The organism is Acidovorax sp. T1 (assembly GCF_002176815.1).
In the GTDB taxonomy this organism is placed as follows: domain Bacteria; phylum Pseudomonadota; class Gammaproteobacteria; order Burkholderiales; family Burkholderiaceae_C; genus Acidovorax.
The window spans coordinates 142,392-158,103 of sequence record NZ_CP021648.1 but is presented as its reverse complement, the minus strand read 5'-3'; the positions used below and the strand labels follow the sequence as shown (position 1 = coordinate 158,103).

10 protein-coding genes and 1 riboswitch are annotated in these 15,712 nt (G+C 65.8%); of the genes, 5 read left to right on the top strand and 5 right to left on the bottom strand.

All coding sequences use genetic code 11. The annotated features are described in order from the left end of the window. The first annotated feature begins 78 nt into the window (after window positions 1–78). Complete coding sequence (locus CCX87_RS00675) at window positions 79–1,629, top strand: YifB family Mg chelatase-like AAA ATPase (protein ID WP_087742992.1); 1,551 nt, start codon at window positions 79–81, stop codon at window positions 1,627–1,629. A 134-nt stretch (window positions 1,630–1,763) separates the two neighbouring features. Here the strand turns inward: CCX87_RS00675 and CCX87_RS00670 are convergent, their stop codons facing one another. From CCX87_RS00670 to CCX87_RS00660, 3 genes are read right to left on the bottom strand one after another with little or no spacing between them, the layout of a single operon-like run. After that, complete coding sequence (locus CCX87_RS00670) at window positions 1,764–3,272, bottom strand: ATP-binding cassette domain-containing protein (protein ID WP_087742991.1); 1,509 nt, start codon at window positions 3,270–3,272, stop codon at window positions 1,764–1,766. Next, window positions 3,269–5,164, bottom strand: coding sequence for an ABC transporter permease (locus CCX87_RS00665; RefSeq protein WP_087742990.1), 1,896 nt, complete (start codon window positions 5,162–5,164; stop codon window positions 3,269–3,271). Before CCX87_RS00665 ends, CCX87_RS00670 begins: the two co-directional genes overlap by 4 nt. A gap of 39 nt (window positions 5,165–5,203) precedes the next feature. Beyond that, window positions 5,204–6,409: an ABC transporter substrate-binding protein gene (locus CCX87_RS00660; RefSeq protein WP_087742989.1), complete on the bottom strand. Its 1,206-nt coding sequence runs from the start codon at window positions 6,407–6,409 to the stop codon at window positions 5,204–5,206. Window positions 6,410–6,594: 185 nt separating this feature from the next. Here CCX87_RS00660 and CCX87_RS00655 point away from each other — a divergent pair, with 185 nt between their 5' ends. From CCX87_RS00655 to CCX87_RS00640, 4 genes are all read left to right on the top strand, one after another. Then, window positions 6,595–7,368 carry a ferredoxin--NADP reductase gene (locus tag CCX87_RS00655; RefSeq protein WP_087742988.1) on the top strand — a complete coding sequence of 258 codons (774 nt, stop codon included), beginning with the start codon at window positions 6,595–6,597 and terminating at the stop codon, window positions 7,366–7,368. 191 nt (window positions 7,369–7,559) lie between these two features. Next, window positions 7,560–8,111, top strand: a complete 552-nt coding sequence (locus tag CCX87_RS00650; RefSeq protein ID WP_087742987.1) for a shikimate kinase — start codon at window positions 7,560–7,562, stop codon at window positions 8,109–8,111. A 470-nt stretch (window positions 8,112–8,581) separates the two neighbouring features. After that, window positions 8,582–9,676: a porin gene (locus CCX87_RS00645; RefSeq protein WP_087742986.1), complete on the top strand. Its 1,095-nt coding sequence runs from the start codon at window positions 8,582–8,584 to the stop codon at window positions 9,674–9,676. A 177-nt stretch (window positions 9,677–9,853) separates the two neighbouring features. After that, window positions 9,854–10,888: a zinc-binding dehydrogenase gene (locus CCX87_RS00640; protein WP_087742985.1), complete on the top strand. Its 1,035-nt coding sequence runs from the start codon at window positions 9,854–9,856 to the stop codon at window positions 10,886–10,888. Window positions 10,889–11,652: 764 nt separating this feature from the next. Here the strand turns inward: CCX87_RS00640 and metH are convergent. Both metH and CCX87_RS00630 read right to left on the bottom strand, forming a co-directional pair. Beyond that, window positions 11,653–14,367, bottom strand: coding sequence for a methionine synthase (gene metH / locus CCX87_RS00635; protein WP_369825313.1), 2,715 nt, complete (start codon window positions 14,365–14,367; stop codon window positions 11,653–11,655). 53 nt (window positions 14,368–14,420) lie between these two features. Further along, window positions 14,421–14,524: riboswitch (S-adenosyl-L-homocysteine riboswitch) on the bottom strand. Between the two features lie 146 nt (window positions 14,525–14,670). Continuing rightward, a complete protein-coding gene (locus CCX87_RS00630) occupies window positions 14,671–15,708 on the bottom strand; it encodes an aliphatic amidase (RefSeq protein WP_087742983.1) in 1,038 nt (345 codons plus the stop codon). Window positions 15,709–15,712 lie beyond the last annotated feature (4 nt).

The following is a 15,712-nucleotide window of genomic DNA, read 5'->3' as shown; positions in this document are numbered from 1 at the left end:
CGCACCTCCTTGGTGCGCGGCGGGACCGACGGATGACAGCCACCCGCACACCGCACCTATCTGGGGAGAAAACCGTTCATGAGTCTTGCATTGGTGCAAAGCCGCGCGCTTCTGGGGCTGGAGGCGCCCTCCGTCACCGTCGAGGTGCATCTGGCCAACGGGCTTCCCAGTTTCACGCTGGTCGGCCTGGCCGACGTGGAGGTGAAGGAGGCGCGCGAACGGGTGCGCTCGGCGCTGCAGAACGCGGGGCTGGAGTTCCCGCACAACAAGCGCATCACCGTCAACCTGGCGCCGGCCGACCTGCCCAAGGATTCTGGGCGCTTTGACCTGCCCATTGCCCTGGGGCTGCTGGCCGCCAGCGGACAAATCGACGCCAGCCGCCTGGCCGGCCATGAATTCGCGGGCGAGCTGTCGCTATCGGGCCAATTGCGCCCTGTGCGCGGCGCGCTGGCCACCAGCCTGGCGCTGCGCGCCCAGCAGGTGGCGGTGCGCCTGGTGCTGCCGCCGGGCAGCGCCGAAGAAGCCGCCCTGGTGCCCGACGCACAGGTTTACCGCGCCCGCCACCTGCTGGATGTCGTACGGCAGTTCCTGCCGGCAGGCAGCCAGGACCCCATCGACGACGCCAGCGCCACGGACGACGGCTGGTGCCTGCTCCACCCCACGCCGCTGGCCACACAGATGACCTATGCCGACCTGTCGGATGTCAAGGGCCAGGCGGCATCCAAGCGCGCACTCGAAATCGCCGCCGCCGGTGGGCACAGCCTGCTGATGATGGGGCCGCCCGGCTCCGGCAAATCCATGCTGGCCCAGCGCTTTGCCGGGCTGCTGCCGGCCATGACCATGGAGGAGGCCCTGGAGAGCGCCGCCGTGGCCAGCCTGGCCGGGCGCTTCACCCCCGCGCGCTGGGCGCAACGGCCCACCTGCCAGCCCCACCACACGGCATCGGCCGTGGCGCTGGTGGGCGGGGGCTCGCCGCCGCAGCCTGGCGAAATATCGCTGGCCCACCATGGGGTGCTGTTTTTGGATGAGATGCCAGAGTTTCCCCGCGCCGCCCTGGAGGCGCTGCGCGAGCCGCTGGAAACCGGGCGCGTGACCATTGCACGGGCCGCGCGGCGGGCGGAGTTTCCGGCCAGCTTTCAATTGGTGGCGGCCATGAACCCCTGCCCCTGCGGTTTTCTGGGCGCGGCACAGCGTGCCTGCCGCTGCACGCCCGACCAGGTGGCGCGTTACCAGGGCAAGCTCAGCGGCCCCTTGCTGGACCGCATCGACCTGCATGTGGAAGTGCCCGCCCTGCCCGCCAACGACCTGCTGAACGCACCACCGGGCGAGACCAGCGCCGCCGTGCGCGAGCGCGTGGCCCGCGCGCGCCTGGCGGCCATCACCCGCCAGGGCAAAACCAACCAGGCGCTGCAGGGCCAGGAAATCGACACCCACACCGCGCTGGAGCCCTCCGCCGCGCAGTTTCTGCAAACTGCCGCAGCGCGCCTGGGCTGGTCGGCCCGCAGCACGCACCGCACCCTGAAGGTGGCGCGCACCATCGCCGACCTGGCGGGCGCCGCCAGCACCCAGGTGGCCCATGTGGCCGAGGCCGTGCAATACCGGCGCGTGCTGCGCGGGCCTGCGGCCTGAGAGGCTTTCAGCCGCTGCATCTTTCCGGGCAGGTTTTTACTACATTATTGATAGCTTAATTCGCTTGATACATAAGCGCTTTAGGCCATTATTATCAAAATCAACCGCCCGGGTACTGGCGCCGCACGGCCACCTTAAACCCCCAGGTACGCCTGCCGCGCCCCCGCATCGCCCGTGAAATCGGCCATGGGCGCGGTGTGCACGATGCAGCCCTTTTCCAGCACGCAGACGCGGTCGGCTACAGCCTCGGCCAGGGCCAGGTTCTGCTCGCTGAGCAGGATGCCCACGCCTTGGCTCTTGAGCGCGCGGATAGCGTGGGCCATCTGCTCGACGATGACGGGGGCCACGCCTTCGGAGGGCTCGTCGAGCAGCACCATGAAGGGCTGGCCCATGAGCGTGCGCGCCACCGTGAGCATCTGCTGCTCGCCGCCACTCATGCGCCCGCCCAGGCGGCCGGGCATCTCGCCCAGGTTGGGGAAGAGCGTGAACAGGCGCTCCGGCGTCCAGTGCGGCGCCGGTTCGCCATCGGGCCACGCGCGCGGCGGCTGGCGGCCGGCTTCCAGGTTTTCCTGCACGGTCAGGTCCGTGAAGATGCGCCGGTCCTCGGGCACGTAGCCCAGCCCTGCGCGCGCGATCTGGTGCGGGGCCTTGCCGCGCAAAGGCCGCCCCATGAAGTCCACGCGGCCCTCGGTGCGGCCGAGCAGTCCGGCAATGCTCTTGAGCGTAGTGGACTTGCCCGCGCCGTTGCGGCCCATGAGGGCCACAACCTCGCCGCGCCCCACGGAGAGCGAGACGCCGTGCAGGATGTGAGCCGCGCCATACCAGGCATGCAGCCCTTCCACGATGAGTAATGGTGTTTTTGGCACTTCGCGCTTGTCTGGCAAGCGCTGACAGCTATCATTTTCAGAGCCGCCCAGGTACGCGGCCTGCACGCGCGCGTCCTGGCGGATGGCCTCGGGCGTGCCTGCGGCCAGCAACTGGCCGCGCACCAGCACGGCCACGCGGTCGGCTTGGCCGAAGACCACGTCCATGCTGTGCTCGGTGAACAGCACGCCCATGCGCCGCTCGCGCGCGATGCGGCGCACGAGCTGCATGAGGGCCACGCGCTCGGCGGGCGCCATGCCGGCCGTGGGCTCGTCCATGAGCAGCAGGCGCGGCGCGTGCGCGAGAGCGATCGCCAGTTCCACGCGCTTCACGTCGCCATAGGCGAGTTCGCTGCACGGGCGCTGCGCCTGTTCCTGCATGCCCACCTGCGCGAGCAGCGCCAGCGCGTCCTGCGGCCGATGCGCGCCAGCGCGGCGCCACCAGCGCCAGGCGTGGCCGTCGTGGGAAAGCAGCGCCATTTGCACGTTCTCCAGCACGGTGAAGCTCATGAGCGTCTGCGCAATCTGGAAGGTGCGGCCCACACCCAGGCGCCAGATGGCGCGCGGCGACAGGGCGGTGATGTCGCGGCCATCCAGCAACACGCGCCCGCCATCGGGGGCGAGCTGGCCGCCGGCCATGTTGAAGGTGGTGGTCTTGCCCGCGCCGTTGGGGCCGATGAGGGCGAGCAGTTCACCCTCGGCCAGCGCAAACGAGAGCCCCTGCACGGCCTGCACGCCGCCGAAGGATTTGGACAGGTCCTCCACGCGCAGCAGGGTCATATCGCTCCTTTTTTATGAGCTGTCCACGCTTGCCACGCTTGCGCAAAACCCGAAATTCCCTGTGGAAACAGCAACACCAGCAGCAGCATCACGCCGCCCAGCAGCGCGCGCCAATACTCGGTGCTGCGCGCCACGCTGTCGTGCAGCCACGTGAAAGCGCCCGCCCCCACGATGGGGCCTGCGAGCGTCTGCATGCCGCCCAGCAGCACCATGACCAGCGCATCGACCGACTTGGTGACCCACAGCACATCGGGCGCGATGCTGCCCTTGGAATACGCGGCCAGCGCGCCCGCCAGGCCCGCAAACAGGCCTGCCACCACGAAAGCCGCCCACTGCGTGCCGCGCACGTCGATGCCGATGGCCTGCGCGCGCGCGCCGGAGTCGCGCGCAGCGCGCAGCGACCAGCCGAAGGGCGCGAACAGCATGCGCCGCAGCACGTACAGGCCCGCCGCGCACACGGCAAGCACCAGCCAGTAAAAGGCGGCGCCCTGCGTGAACAGCTCGGGCGGCCAGACGCCGGTCAGGCCGTTGCTGCCACCCGTGAGGCCGTCCCACTGGAACGCGATGGCCCAGGTGATCTGCGCGAACGCGAGCGTGAGCATGGTGAGGTAGACGCCCGAGAGGCGCACGCAGAACCAGCCAAAGAGCAGCGCACCCGCCGCCGCCAGCAGCGGCGCGAGCATGAGCACGACGCCGAACGGTGCATCCACCCAGCGTACAAGCAGCGCCGCGCCATAGGCTCCCAGGCCGAAATAGGCCGCATGACCAAAGGAATGCATGCCCCCCGGCCCCAGGATGAAATGCAGGCTGGCAGCGAACAGCGCGGCGATGCAGACATCGGTCAGCAGCACGGCAGCATAGCTGTGCTGGCCCGCCGCGAAGGGCAGCAGCACCAGCACGGCCAGCAGCGCGCACCACGCCACGGTGGCGGCACGGCCCGCGGGGCGCAGGGGCCGTTCGGGCTCGCCCGGCGTGCGCGCAGCGGCCTGCGCGCGGCCCATCAGGCCCCAGGGGCGCCAGATGAGGACGCCGGCCATCACCACAAATTCGACCACCAGCGTCAGCTTGGAAAACGACAGCTCCACGCCCGCCACCTCTTGCACGCCCAGCCACACGCACACGGCTTTCAGCTCGGCAATCACCAGCGCCGCCACAAACGCGCCAGGCAACGAGCCCATGCCGCCCACCACCACCACGACGAAGGCCGCGCCGATGGTGAGCATGTCCAGCTCCAGGCTGGCGGGCTCGCGCGGCAGTTGCAGCGCGCCGCCCAGGCCAGCCAGCAGCGCGCCCAGCGCGAACACGCCGGTGAACAGCCAGGCCTGGTTCACGCCCAGCGCGCCCAGCATCTCGCGGTCTTGCGTGGCGGCGCGCACCAGCGTGCCCCAGCGCGTGCGCGTGAGCAACAGCGTCAGCAGCGCCAGCACCAGCGGCCCCACGGCGATCAGCAGCAGGTCGTAGGCAGGAAAACTCCGACCCAGCAGCTCCACAGCGCCCTCCAGGCCCGGCGCGCGCGGGCCCAGCAGTTCCTCGGGGCCCCACAGCCACAGGACGGCGTCCTTGATGACCAGCACCAGCGCGAAGGTGGCCAGCAGCTGAAACAGCTCGGGCGCGCGGTAAATGCGCCGCAGCAGCAACACCTCGACCAGCGCCCCCAGGGCCGCCGTGGCCAGCGGTGCCAGCAGCAGCGCCGGCCAGAAACCGATGGCGCCGCCCAGGCGCTCCACCAGCGAATACGCCAGGTAGATGCCCAGCATGAAAAACGAGCCGTGGGCGAAATTGACGATGCGCATGACCCCGAAGATCAGCGACAACCCCGCCGACACCAGAAACAGCGACGAGGCCGAGGCCAGCCCGTTGAGCAGCTGCACCAGCAGCCCGGAAAAACTCATGCGCAGACAGCCGAGCGGAACGGCGGAACGTGGTCCATGTCAGTCGGCAGCGCGCAGCTTGCGCACCTCGTCGGCAGGCGGCTGAAAGCGCGCACCGTCGAGATAGCGAAAGTCCGACATCACCCCGGTGCCGTTTTGCACGCGCGTGCGGCCCACAAAGGTGCCCATGGTGGACTGGTGGTCTTCCGGGCGGTAGCGGATGGGGCCGAAGGGCGAAGCCACCTCCAGCCCCGTGAAGGCGGCGATCAGCTTTTCGGTGTCGCTGCCACCGGCCTTGCGCAGGCCTGCGGCCAGCGACTGGATGGCCGTGTAGCCCACCACCGAGCCCAGCCGGGGATGGTCGTTGAAGCGCTCTTTATAGGCCTTCAGAAACGCCTGGTGCTCGGCGGTCTGGATGGCGTACCAGGGGTAGCCGGTGACGATCCAGCCCACCGGCGCCTCGCCCTTGAGCGGGTCCAGGTACTCGGGCTCGCCCGTCAGCAGACTCACCACCTCGCGCCCCTTGAACAGGCCCCGGGTGTTGCCCTCGCGCACCAGGCGCGCCAGATCGGCGGCGAACAGCACGTTGAAGATGGCGTCGGGCTTGGCATCGGCCAGCGCCTGCACCACGCTGCCGGCATCCACCTTGCCCAGGGGCGGCGCCTGCTCGGCCACAAACTCCACGTCGGGCTGCGCGGCCTTGAGCAGCTTTTTGAACGTGGCCGCCGCCGACTGGCCGTATTCATAGTTGGGATAGACGATGGCCCAGCGCTTTTTCTTCAGGGCCGCGGCCTCGGGCACGAGCATGGCCACCTGCATGTAGGTGGAGGCGCGCAGGCGGAAGGTGTAGCGGTTGCCGTTTTCCCAGACGATCTTGTCCGTCAGCGGCTCTGCCGCGAGGAAAAAGACTTTTTTCTGCTTGGCAAAGTCGGTCAGGGCCAGCCCCACATGCGACAGAAAGCTGCCCATGAGCACATCCACCTTCTCGCGCGCCAGCAACTCGTCGGCGGCCCGCACGGCGTCGCCTGGGTTGCCGTTGTCGTCGCGCACCACCAGCGCGAGCTTGCGGCCGTTGATGCCGCCGGCGCTGTTGACCTCGGCCACGGCCAGTTCCATCCCCTTCTTGTAGGGGCCCAGGAAGGCGGGCTGCGCCTTGTAGCTGTTGATCTCACCGATCTTGATCGCGCCCTGGGCGTGCACCGCGCCAGCGGCAAGTGACAGGGTGGCCACACACAGTGCCCCCAGGGCGGCGGAGAAGCTTCGCATTGGTTTTCCTTTGTCCCACATCACGGGGGCCGAAACCACAAAATGTACCGCCCCTCGCATTTGCCGGACAATGTGCGGGTTTGCCCGCCAGTCCGGGGCGCACGCCAGGCCCCAGCCAAGGCTGCGCCGCCGCCCTGAGCCCTGCCCCGTTGGGGCCTTGTTTTTTTCATTCCTGCCAAAAAACCATGAGTGCCTTTCTCGAAGAACGCGTGCTGAGCGTTCACCACTGGACCGACCGGCTTTTCAGCTTCACCACCACCCGCGACCCGGCGCTGCGCTTTTCCAACGGGCACTTCACCATGATCGGCCTGAAGGTGAACGACAAGCCGCTGCTGCGCGCCTACAGCATCGTCAGCGCCAACTACGAAGAGCATCTGGAGTTCCTCTCCATCAAGGTGCCCGACGGCCCGCTGACCTCGCGGCTGCAGCACATCCAGGTGGGCGACTCCATCGTCGTCGGCAAAAAGCCCACAGGCACCCTGCTGATCGACTACCTGCTGCCCGCCAAGCGCCTGTACATGCTGTCCACCGGCACGGGCCTGGCCCCCTTCATGAGCGTGATCCGCGACCCCGAAACCTATGAGAAGTTCGAGGAAGTGGTGCTGGTGCACGGCGTGCGCCAGGTGAGCGAACTGGCTTACCACGACTACATCACGAAGGAGCTGCCCCAGCACGAGTTCCTGGGCGAGCTGATCAGCAAGCAACTCAAGTACTACCCCACGGTGACGCGCGAGCCGTTTCGCAACCAGGGCCGCATCAACGACCTGATTGAAAACGGCAAGCTGTTTGCCGACCTGGGCGTGCCCACCATGAACCCGCTGGAAGACCGTGTCATGCTGTGCGGCAGCCCCGAGATGCTGGCGTCGCTCAAGCACATCCTGGAGCACCGCGATTTCGAGGAAGGCAACACCACCAAGCCGGGCGATTTCGTCATCGAGCGCGCTTTCGTCGAAAAGTAAGCCCTGTTTCAACACCGGCCGGCGGCGGTTTTGCCGCCCGCACCGGCGCTGCAGCAGGCAACTGACCGCCGCGAAATTGCAGCGAACTTGCGGCGATCGCGCGCCTTGTAGCACAGCCTCGCTCCGATGTCCCCGGGCCACCGCCTTACACTCGACTTGCGCTGGGCAGGCAAGAAAACAGGACACCATTTATGCAGATTCGCTGCGCACTGGTCGGCATGCCCGGCTCGGGCAAATCCACCGTCGGCCGGCAGCTGGCCCACCGGGCCGGGGTGCCGTTCATCGACTTGGACCACCGGCTGGAAAAGATGCTCGGCACCACCATCCGCAGCTTCTTCGAGGCGCAAGGCGAAGCACGCTTTCGCGACCTCGAAGCGCAGGTGCTGGCCGATGTGGCGCAGCAGCCCGGCGGCATGGTGCTGTCCACCGGCGGCGGGGCCGTGCTGCGCGCCGACAACCGCGCCGTGCTGCGCCAATTTGGCAACGTGCTGTATCTGCGCGCATCGCCCGAAGAAATCTACAAGCGCGTCAAGCACGACAAGACGCGCCCCCTGCTGCAAGGCGGCAACCCCATGGAAAAGCTGCGCGAGTTGTACGCCCAGCGCGACCCCCTGTACCGCGAAACCGCGCACTACGTCATCGAGACCGGGCGCCCCTCGGTGAGCACGCTGGTCAACATGGTGATGATGCAGCTGGAGATGGCCCAAAGCGCTGCTGCAGCACCTGCAGTACAGCAGCGCTGACCCCGCGGGCCGCAGCCCAGGTGGCCAGCCCCGAGCCATGCAAAGCCCCGCCAGCCTGGACTTCTTTATCGGGTACGCCAAAACGCTGGGCGCCCGTGATGGCGCCTGATGCGAAGGCTCGCCGCATCCCCCTTGAGGCGATCCGGCGCACGCATTTCGCGATGTCTGTTTAAGTAAATATATTTACTTATTTACTCGCGTTGCGAAATCAACAGAACGCACGATCAGATCCATTAGGTTATGTCCTGATAGGGAAAACCATGAGTTTATGCAAAAACGTGCGTGCAGCAACTTGTGCACCCCTTTTGCAATCATGACAACACATTGACTCATTAATGCCAAAAACACGGCGCCTGACCGAACAACAAACAACCTGGCGGGGCACGATGCAACGCTTGGAGAACCGAACTGTCGATGCGCCCCCGTGCCACTTTCCGCTTGAACTGCACCACCCCTAGAAAGAAAGCTTCATGAAACGCACCTCCTTGTCCCTCGCCAGTGCGCTGGCCCTTTGTGCAGGCATCACCGGCACGGCCCAGGCCCAGAGCAACGTCACCCTCTACGGCTTGATCGACGCCGGGGTCGAACAGCTGAATAACGTGAGCACTGGCGGCAGCGTGACGCGCATGCCCAGCATTATCGGCTCTTTCGCCTCGCGCTGGGGTGTGCGCGGCAACGAAGACCTGGGCAACGGCCTGAAGGCCGTGTTCACGCTCGAATCCGGGTTCGGCTCCGACACCGGCACCTTGCAGCAAGGTGGCCGTGGGTTCGGTCGCCAGGCCTTTGTGGGGCTTGCCGGCAATTGGGGCACTTTGACGATGGGTCGCCAGTACTCCATGCTGCTCACCGGCTCTGGCAACACTGACATCTTCCTGGCCCAGATCTACGGTGCCGGCGCGTTCGACACCTACCTGGCCGGGCCGCGCCTGGACAACTCCATCGCCTACCAGGGCAAGTTCAGCGGCTTCACTGTGGGCGGCCTGTACAGCTTCGGCAAAGATGCACTGACCTGCGCCGGCGAGCGCGGCAACGGCAGCGAGTGCACGTCCTGGTCGGCTGTGCTGAAGTACGACGCGCCCACCTGGGGTGTGAGCTCCTGGATTGACGCGCAGTACGGACCCGACGGCAGCCTCAGCACACCGCCCACCGCCGACCTGAGCGACGCAAAGGACCAGCGCGCGGCCCTCGGCGCATACTACATGCTGGGCCAGACCAAGCTGGCGGCCAACTACATGCAACGCAAGAACGACGCGGCGACAGCGGCACAGCGCAAGAGCACGCTGTGGTCCCTGGGTGTGGCGCACCCGATCACGCCGGCCATCCTGCTGGAAGCGCAGTACTACAACCTCTCCTTCAAGGACAGCAGCGACGGCGGCAAGATGTTCGTGGTGCGCGGCACCTATGCGTTCTCCAAGCGCACCGCCGCCTACGCCACCGTCGGCGCCCTGCGCAACGATGGCAACTCCCGCTTCTCGCCCTCTGTTGGCGCGAGCAACACCGCACTGGCGCCTGTTGCCGGCAACAGCCAGACCGGCGTCATGGTCGGCCTGCGCCACAGCTTCTAAGCCGTGCCTAGCCCTCAGGGTGTTGACGCAGGGGCTGCACAGCATCCGGGCTTGTCCTTTTCGGCGCCTCACCGGGCCGCTGCAACGCGGCGCGGCGAGGCACTACCGGCCAGGCTTTAGCGGCCGCAGGCGACCACCGGTAAGGCTACACACGCCACCCTGCAGCGGAGTGAAAAATTGAAAGCAGCATTCATCACCGGCCACGGTGGCAACGAGGTCGTCGAAGTCCGCGATTGCGAGCGTCCCCGCCGCCAATCGGGCGAAGTCCTGGTGCGGGTGCAGGCAGCAACGCTCAACCAGGTCGACCTGTACATGCGCAACAGCGGTGCCGGCATCACCCACCAATTGCCCCAGATCATGGGGCTGGACGCCGCGGGCGTGATTGAAGAGGTGGATGCCTCCGAGCCCTTGTTGCGCGCAGGGCAACGGATCGTCATCCATCCGGGCATCACCTGTGGCCGCTGCGAGTTCTGCCAGCGCGGTGAAGGCGTGCTTTGCACGAAGATGCAACTGCTGGGCGAACACCGCCACGGCACCTTTGCGCAGTGGATCAGCGTACCGGCGCAAAATGTTTTCCCCATGCCGCAGGGCCTTGACTTTGCGCAGGCTGCCGCGCTAGGAGTCAATCACCTGACGGCATGGCGCATGCTGTTCACCAAGGCCCAGGTCAAGCCCTGGGAAACGGTGCTGGTGTTCGGCGTTGGCGGCGGTGTGTCGCTGGCCGCCATGCAGCTGGCAAAAGCCATCGGGGCCAGGGTGATCGTGACCTCTCGCGAGGACACGAAACTGGAGCGCGCCCTGGCCATGGGCGCCGACCATGGCATCCACAGCACGGCGCAGGATGTGGCAAAGGCCGTGATGGCCTACACCGGTGGCCGCGGCGTGGATGTGGTGATCGAAAACGTGGGTGAGGCGGTTTGGCCCATGGCCATGAAGTCCCTGGTGCGCGGCGGGCGCCTTGTTACCTGCGGCGCCACCACGGGCGACCAGCCGCCCGCCGACCTGCGCCGAATCTTCATTCGCCAGTTGCAGATCCTGGGTTCGACCCACGGCGATCTCTCGGAGTTTCGCGCGCTGCTGTCGTTCATTGAGCAAAGTGGCATCGTACCCGTGATCGACAGTGAATACCCGCTCGACCGCATCCACGACGCCTTGGACCGGCTGGAGTCGGGTCAACAGTTTGGAAAAATTGCGCTGAACCTGGCGGCATAGGCACCATCGGTGCTGCGCAGCCGCTTGACGTCCCACGGCGCTGCCTGCCCTTCGCAATCCTGCCGCTGCAAAAAACAGGGGGCCTGGCTCAGGAACCTTGTTGATCGACTCGGCTTTCACCACCATATCCTGGAAGTCATTGTCGGCGCCGTCTTCAAAGGCAAAAATCCAGTTGGTCGATGCGCCAACCGGGAACGCCAGAAAACCGGTCGCTCGGCCCAGGTTCATGCTGTCAATGGAATAGGCGATTTTTCCAGTGCCTGTGGCGAAATAGAAGCCGAAACTGCTGGGGTTGATCAGTGCGTTGGTGAAGAGGCCGCAATTGACCTGTGTGCCGCATGTGCTCTGGAAGGTGGGGCCCGCTGAAATGATCATCTGGCCGTCGCCGATCCCGATGCCGATGCCGATGCCGACGGCACTTTGCTGGAGGGTGTTGGGGAACCCACCGCACCGCCGAAAAACAGGTCAACGGTGTCAATGTTGTTGGCATCGGTACCAAATCACATACCGAATTTCTGGCGGCTGGCACCACGGGTCTGTTCGATGATCACCCTAGGGATGGTGATGGCCGAACCGGTTGCAGAGCCCCAGGTGCTGGAACGTCCGCAGGGGCGCATCGAACCCCCATGCCCATGCGGCACCGCCCCCTCAAAACCGAGCCCTGCGGGCGCCCCAAAGCCCCGCACGCGGGGCCTTCGGTTCTCAAGCCAGGCCTCTGGCGTTATCGGCACGCGCTTTCCGTGCTTTATTTCGGGGTCAGCGCATCACAGATTAGGCGCCAGCAGCCTTGCCAGCACCGCCTCGTCCATGCCGCGGCGCTGGGCCATGTCGTGCAGCTGGTCTTCGCCGATCTTGCCCACGTTGAAGTACACGGCGTCTGGGTGGGCAATGTAGAAGCCGCTCACGCTGGCGGCGGGGGTCATGGCCAGACTCTCGGTCAAAGCCATGCCGATGTCTTCGCAGTGCAACACGCGAAAGAGATCGGTCTTGGCGCTGTGGTCGGGGCAGGCGGGGTAGCCGGGCGCGGGGCGAATGCCACGGTATTTCTCGGCAACCATGTCGTCGTGGCTCAGCGCCTCATCGCTGGCATAGCCCCACAGGTCGGTGCGCACGCGGTGGTGCAGGCATTCGGCAAAGGCCTCGGCCAGGCGGTCGGCCAGGCTCTTGAACATGATGGCCGAGTAGTCGTCGAGCGCGTCGATGAAGGCGCGCTCCTTCTTTTCTATGCCCAAGCCCGCCGTCACGGCGAACATGCCCGCGTAGTCGGCAATGCCGCTGCTCTTGGGCGCCACAAAGTCGGCGAGGCACCGGCTGGGGCGGGTTACGCCGTCGATCACATGCTTTTCAGTCTGCTGGCGCATGCCGTACCAGGTCATGGCGACTTCGGTGCGGGTGTCGTCGGTGTAGAACTCGATGTCGTCATCGTTCACGCTGTTGGCGGGCAACAGGGCCATCACGCCACTGGCGGTGAGCCAGCGGCCTTCGATGATTTTCTTGAGCATGGCCTGGCCGTCGGCAAACACGCGACTGGCTTCCACGCCTACCACCTCGTCCGTGAGGATGGCGGGGTACGGACCGGCCAGGTCCCAGGTCTGGAAGAACGGGCCCCAGTCGATGTACTTAGCCAGCTCGGCCAGGTCGAAGTTCTTGAACACGCGGCGCCCCAGGGCGCGCGGCACGGCCGGCTGGTAAGCAGACCAGTCCACGGGCGTCTTGTTGGCGCGGATCTTGGCCAGCGGCCACAGCGGCGTGGCCTTTTTGTTGGCGTGCTGGATGCGCACCTTGTCGTAGTCGGCGTTGATCTCTGCCACGTAACTGTCCACGCCGTCGCCCAGCAGGCTTTGCGCCACGCTCACGCTGCGCGAGGCATCGGGCACATAGACCACGGGGCCTTCATAGTGCGGTGCAATCTTGACGGCGGTGTGCACGCGCGAGCAGGTGGCGCCGCCGATCAGCAGCGGAATTTTTTTGATGCGGAAATGCTCATCCTTTTGCATCTCGCCGGCCACATACTGCATCTCTTCAAGGCTGGGGGTGATGAGGCCCGACAGGCCCACGATGTCAGCGCCTTCGACCTTGGCGCGCGCCAGAATCTCGTGGCAAGGCACCATCACGCCCATGTTCACCACCTCGAAGTTGTTGCACTGCAAGACCACGGTGACGATGTTCTTGCCGATGTCGTGCACATCGCCCTTGACGGTGGCGATGACGATCTTGCCCTTGCTGCGCACATCGCGGCCCGCAGCTTCATCCTGGCGTTTTTCTTCTTCAATGTAGGGAATCAGGTGGGCCACGGCCTGCTTCATCACGCGGGCGCTTTTCACCACCTGGGGCAAGAACATCTTGCCGGCGCCAAACAGGTCGCCCACCACGTTCATGCCGTCCATGAGCGGGCCTTCGATCACATGCAGCGGGCGGCCGCCCTGGGCCAGAATGGCGCGGTAGGCCTCTTCGGTGTCTTCGGTGATGAAGTCGGTGATGCCGTGCACCAGTGCGTGCGACAGGCGCTCGCCCACGGTCTTGGGGTGCTCAGGGGTGCCGCGCCATTCGAGCTTCTTGCTCTCGTCCTTGGCGCCGCTCTTGGCGGTTTCGGCGATTTCGACCAGGCGCTCTCCGGCGTCGCTGCGGCGGTTGAGCACCACGTCTTCCACGCGCTCGCGCAGCACGGGTTCGAGGTCGTCATAGACGCCCACCATGCCCGCGTTGACGATGCCCATGTCCATGCCGGCCTTGATGGCGTGGTATAGAAACACGGTGTGGATGGCCTCGCGCACCGGATCGTTGCCACGGAAGCTGAAACTGACGTTGCTCACACCGCCTGACACCTTGGCACCCGGCAGGTGCTGCTTGATCCAGCGCGTGGCGTTGATGAAATCGACCGCGTAGTTGTTGTGCTCTTCGATGCCGGTGGCCACGGCAAAAATGTTGGGATCGAAGATGATGTCTTCGGGTGGAAAGCCCACCTCGTCAACCAGGATGCGGTAGGCGCGTTCGCAGATCTCGATCTTGCGCGCGTAGGTGTCGGCCTGGCCTTTTTCGTCAAATGCCATCACCACGGCGGCCGCGCCATAGCGCTTGACCAGCTTGGCCTGGTGCTTGAAGGCGCCCACGCCCTCTTTCATGGAAATCGAGTTGACGATGCCCTTGCCCTGGATGCAGCGCAGCCCGGCCTCGATCACATCCCACTTGGAGCTGTCCACCATGATGGGCACGCGCGCGATGTCGGGCTCGGACGCGATCAGCTGCAGAAAGCGCACCATGGCGGCCTTGCTGTCGAGCATGGCCTCGTCCATGTTGATGTCGATGACCTGCGCGCCGTTTTCCACCTGCTGGCGCGCCACGGCCAGGGCCTCTTCGTACTGGCCATTCAGGATCATGCGCGCGAACGCCTTGGAGCCGGTGACATTGGTGCGTTCGCCAATGTTGACGAACAGCGCACCCTCGCCAATGGACACCGGCTCCAGGCCGGACAGCTTCATGGGGGGCAGCGAAATAGCGGACATAGGGCTCACCTGCAAAAAAACGGCGTGACAACAGGTGAGCGTCGTTGTCAGCAGGGCGCGGCAGTGTGCCTTTGCCGGCGCCTGGCCCAAGCCTGACGCAGCAGGGTGCCGCGTTGCAACGCTCCTTGGACCGGAGCCTGCAATTCTACGGTGACCGGCGCAGCCGACAGGAGACGGCGCGCTCGGGAAATCCGCCCTCCCGCAGGGAGCTCGGTTGGCCGTTTGTGGCGAAGGCCACGGGGCCACCTCCGGCGGCCCGCCAACGCACCGGGCTAGCCCTCAAACGGGCGCAATACCGGGATGGGGAATCCCTTCAATCGGGCACTCTTCCGTGCCGACCATGGGCCTGGTGATGGCCTCCACCGCCGCGCGCGTTCCCTGGGGATCGGCAATCCAGCGCTGGTAGAAGTCATAGGGACACGCGGCCTCGCCCCGGTCACCATCGCCCGAATTGATCATGCCCGTGTAGCCCCGGTGCAGCAGCTTGAACAGGTGGTTCTCGCTCTGGCCGTTCTTGCGGAAGTCGCGGATCAGGCTGGTGGACAGCGCCGCGTACTGCACGCCCATCTCCTCCTCGCCACACTCACCCAGCGTGCGCCCGTCAAAGCCGATGAGCGCGCTGTGGCCAAAGTAGGTGTAGACGCCGTCAAATCCCGCCGCATTGGCCACGGCCACATAGGTGTTGTTGGCAAAGGCCATGGCCTTGCTGATGAGGATCTGCTGCTCCTTGGCCGGGTACATGTAGCCCTGGCAGCGCACGATCAACTCGGCTCCGCGCATGGCACAGTCGCGCCAGATCTCGGGGTAATTGCCATCGTCGCAGATGATGAGGCTGATCTTCAGGCCCTTGGGGCCTTCGCTCACATAGGTGCGATCGCCCGGGTACCAGCCCTCGATGGGCGTCCACGGCATGATCTTGCGGTACTTCTGCACGATCTCCCCCTGGTCATTCATCAGGATCAGCGTGTTGTAGGGCACTTTGCGGGGGTGCTCCTCATGGCGCTCGCCGGTCAGCGAGAACACGCCCCACACCTTGGCCTGGCGGCAGGCCGCGGCGAAGATCTCGGTTTCCTCGCCCGGAATGGTGGCGGCGGTGTCCATCATCTCCTGGCGGTCGTACATGATGCCGTGGGTGCTGTACTCAGGAAAGATGACGAGGTCCATGCCCGGCAGCCCGCTTTTCATGCCCACGATCATGTCGGCGATCTTGCGCGCATTGGCCAGCACCTCTGCCTTGGTGTGCAGGCGGGGCATCTTGTAATTGACCACCGCGACGCCGACGGTGTCCTTGCTGCTCGAAATATCGCCGTGAATCATGGCG

Bases quoted from the DNA above. Each gene is read 5' to 3' on its own strand.
- CCX87_RS00675 (WP_087742992.1), top strand. From the start codon at position 79: ATGAGTCTTGCATTGGTGCAAAGCCGCGCGCTTCTGGGGCTGGAGGCG.
- CCX87_RS00670 (WP_087742991.1), bottom strand. From the start codon at position 3,272: ATGACCCTGCTGCGCGTGGAGGACCTGTCCAAATCCTTCGGCGGCGTG.
- CCX87_RS00665 (WP_087742990.1), bottom strand. From the start codon at position 5,164: ATGAGTTTTTCCGGGCTGCTGGTGCAGCTGCTCAACGGGCTGGCCTCG.
- CCX87_RS00660 (WP_087742989.1), bottom strand. From the start codon at position 6,409: ATGCGAAGCTTCTCCGCCGCCCTGGGGGCACTGTGTGTGGCCACCCTG.
- CCX87_RS00655 (WP_087742988.1), top strand. From the start codon at position 6,595: ATGAGTGCCTTTCTCGAAGAACGCGTGCTGAGCGTTCACCACTGGACC.
- CCX87_RS00650 (WP_087742987.1), top strand. From the start codon at position 7,560: ATGCAGATTCGCTGCGCACTGGTCGGCATGCCCGGCTCGGGCAAATCC.
- CCX87_RS00645 (WP_087742986.1), top strand. From the start codon at position 8,582: ATGAAACGCACCTCCTTGTCCCTCGCCAGTGCGCTGGCCCTTTGTGCA.
- metH (WP_369825313.1), bottom strand. From the start codon at position 14,367: ATGAAGCTGTCCGGCCTGGAGCCGGTGTCCATTGGCGAGGGTGCGCTG.
- CCX87_RS00630 (WP_087742983.1), bottom strand. From the start codon at position 15,708: ATGATTCACGGCGATATTTCGAGCAGCAAGGACACCGTCGGCGTCGCG.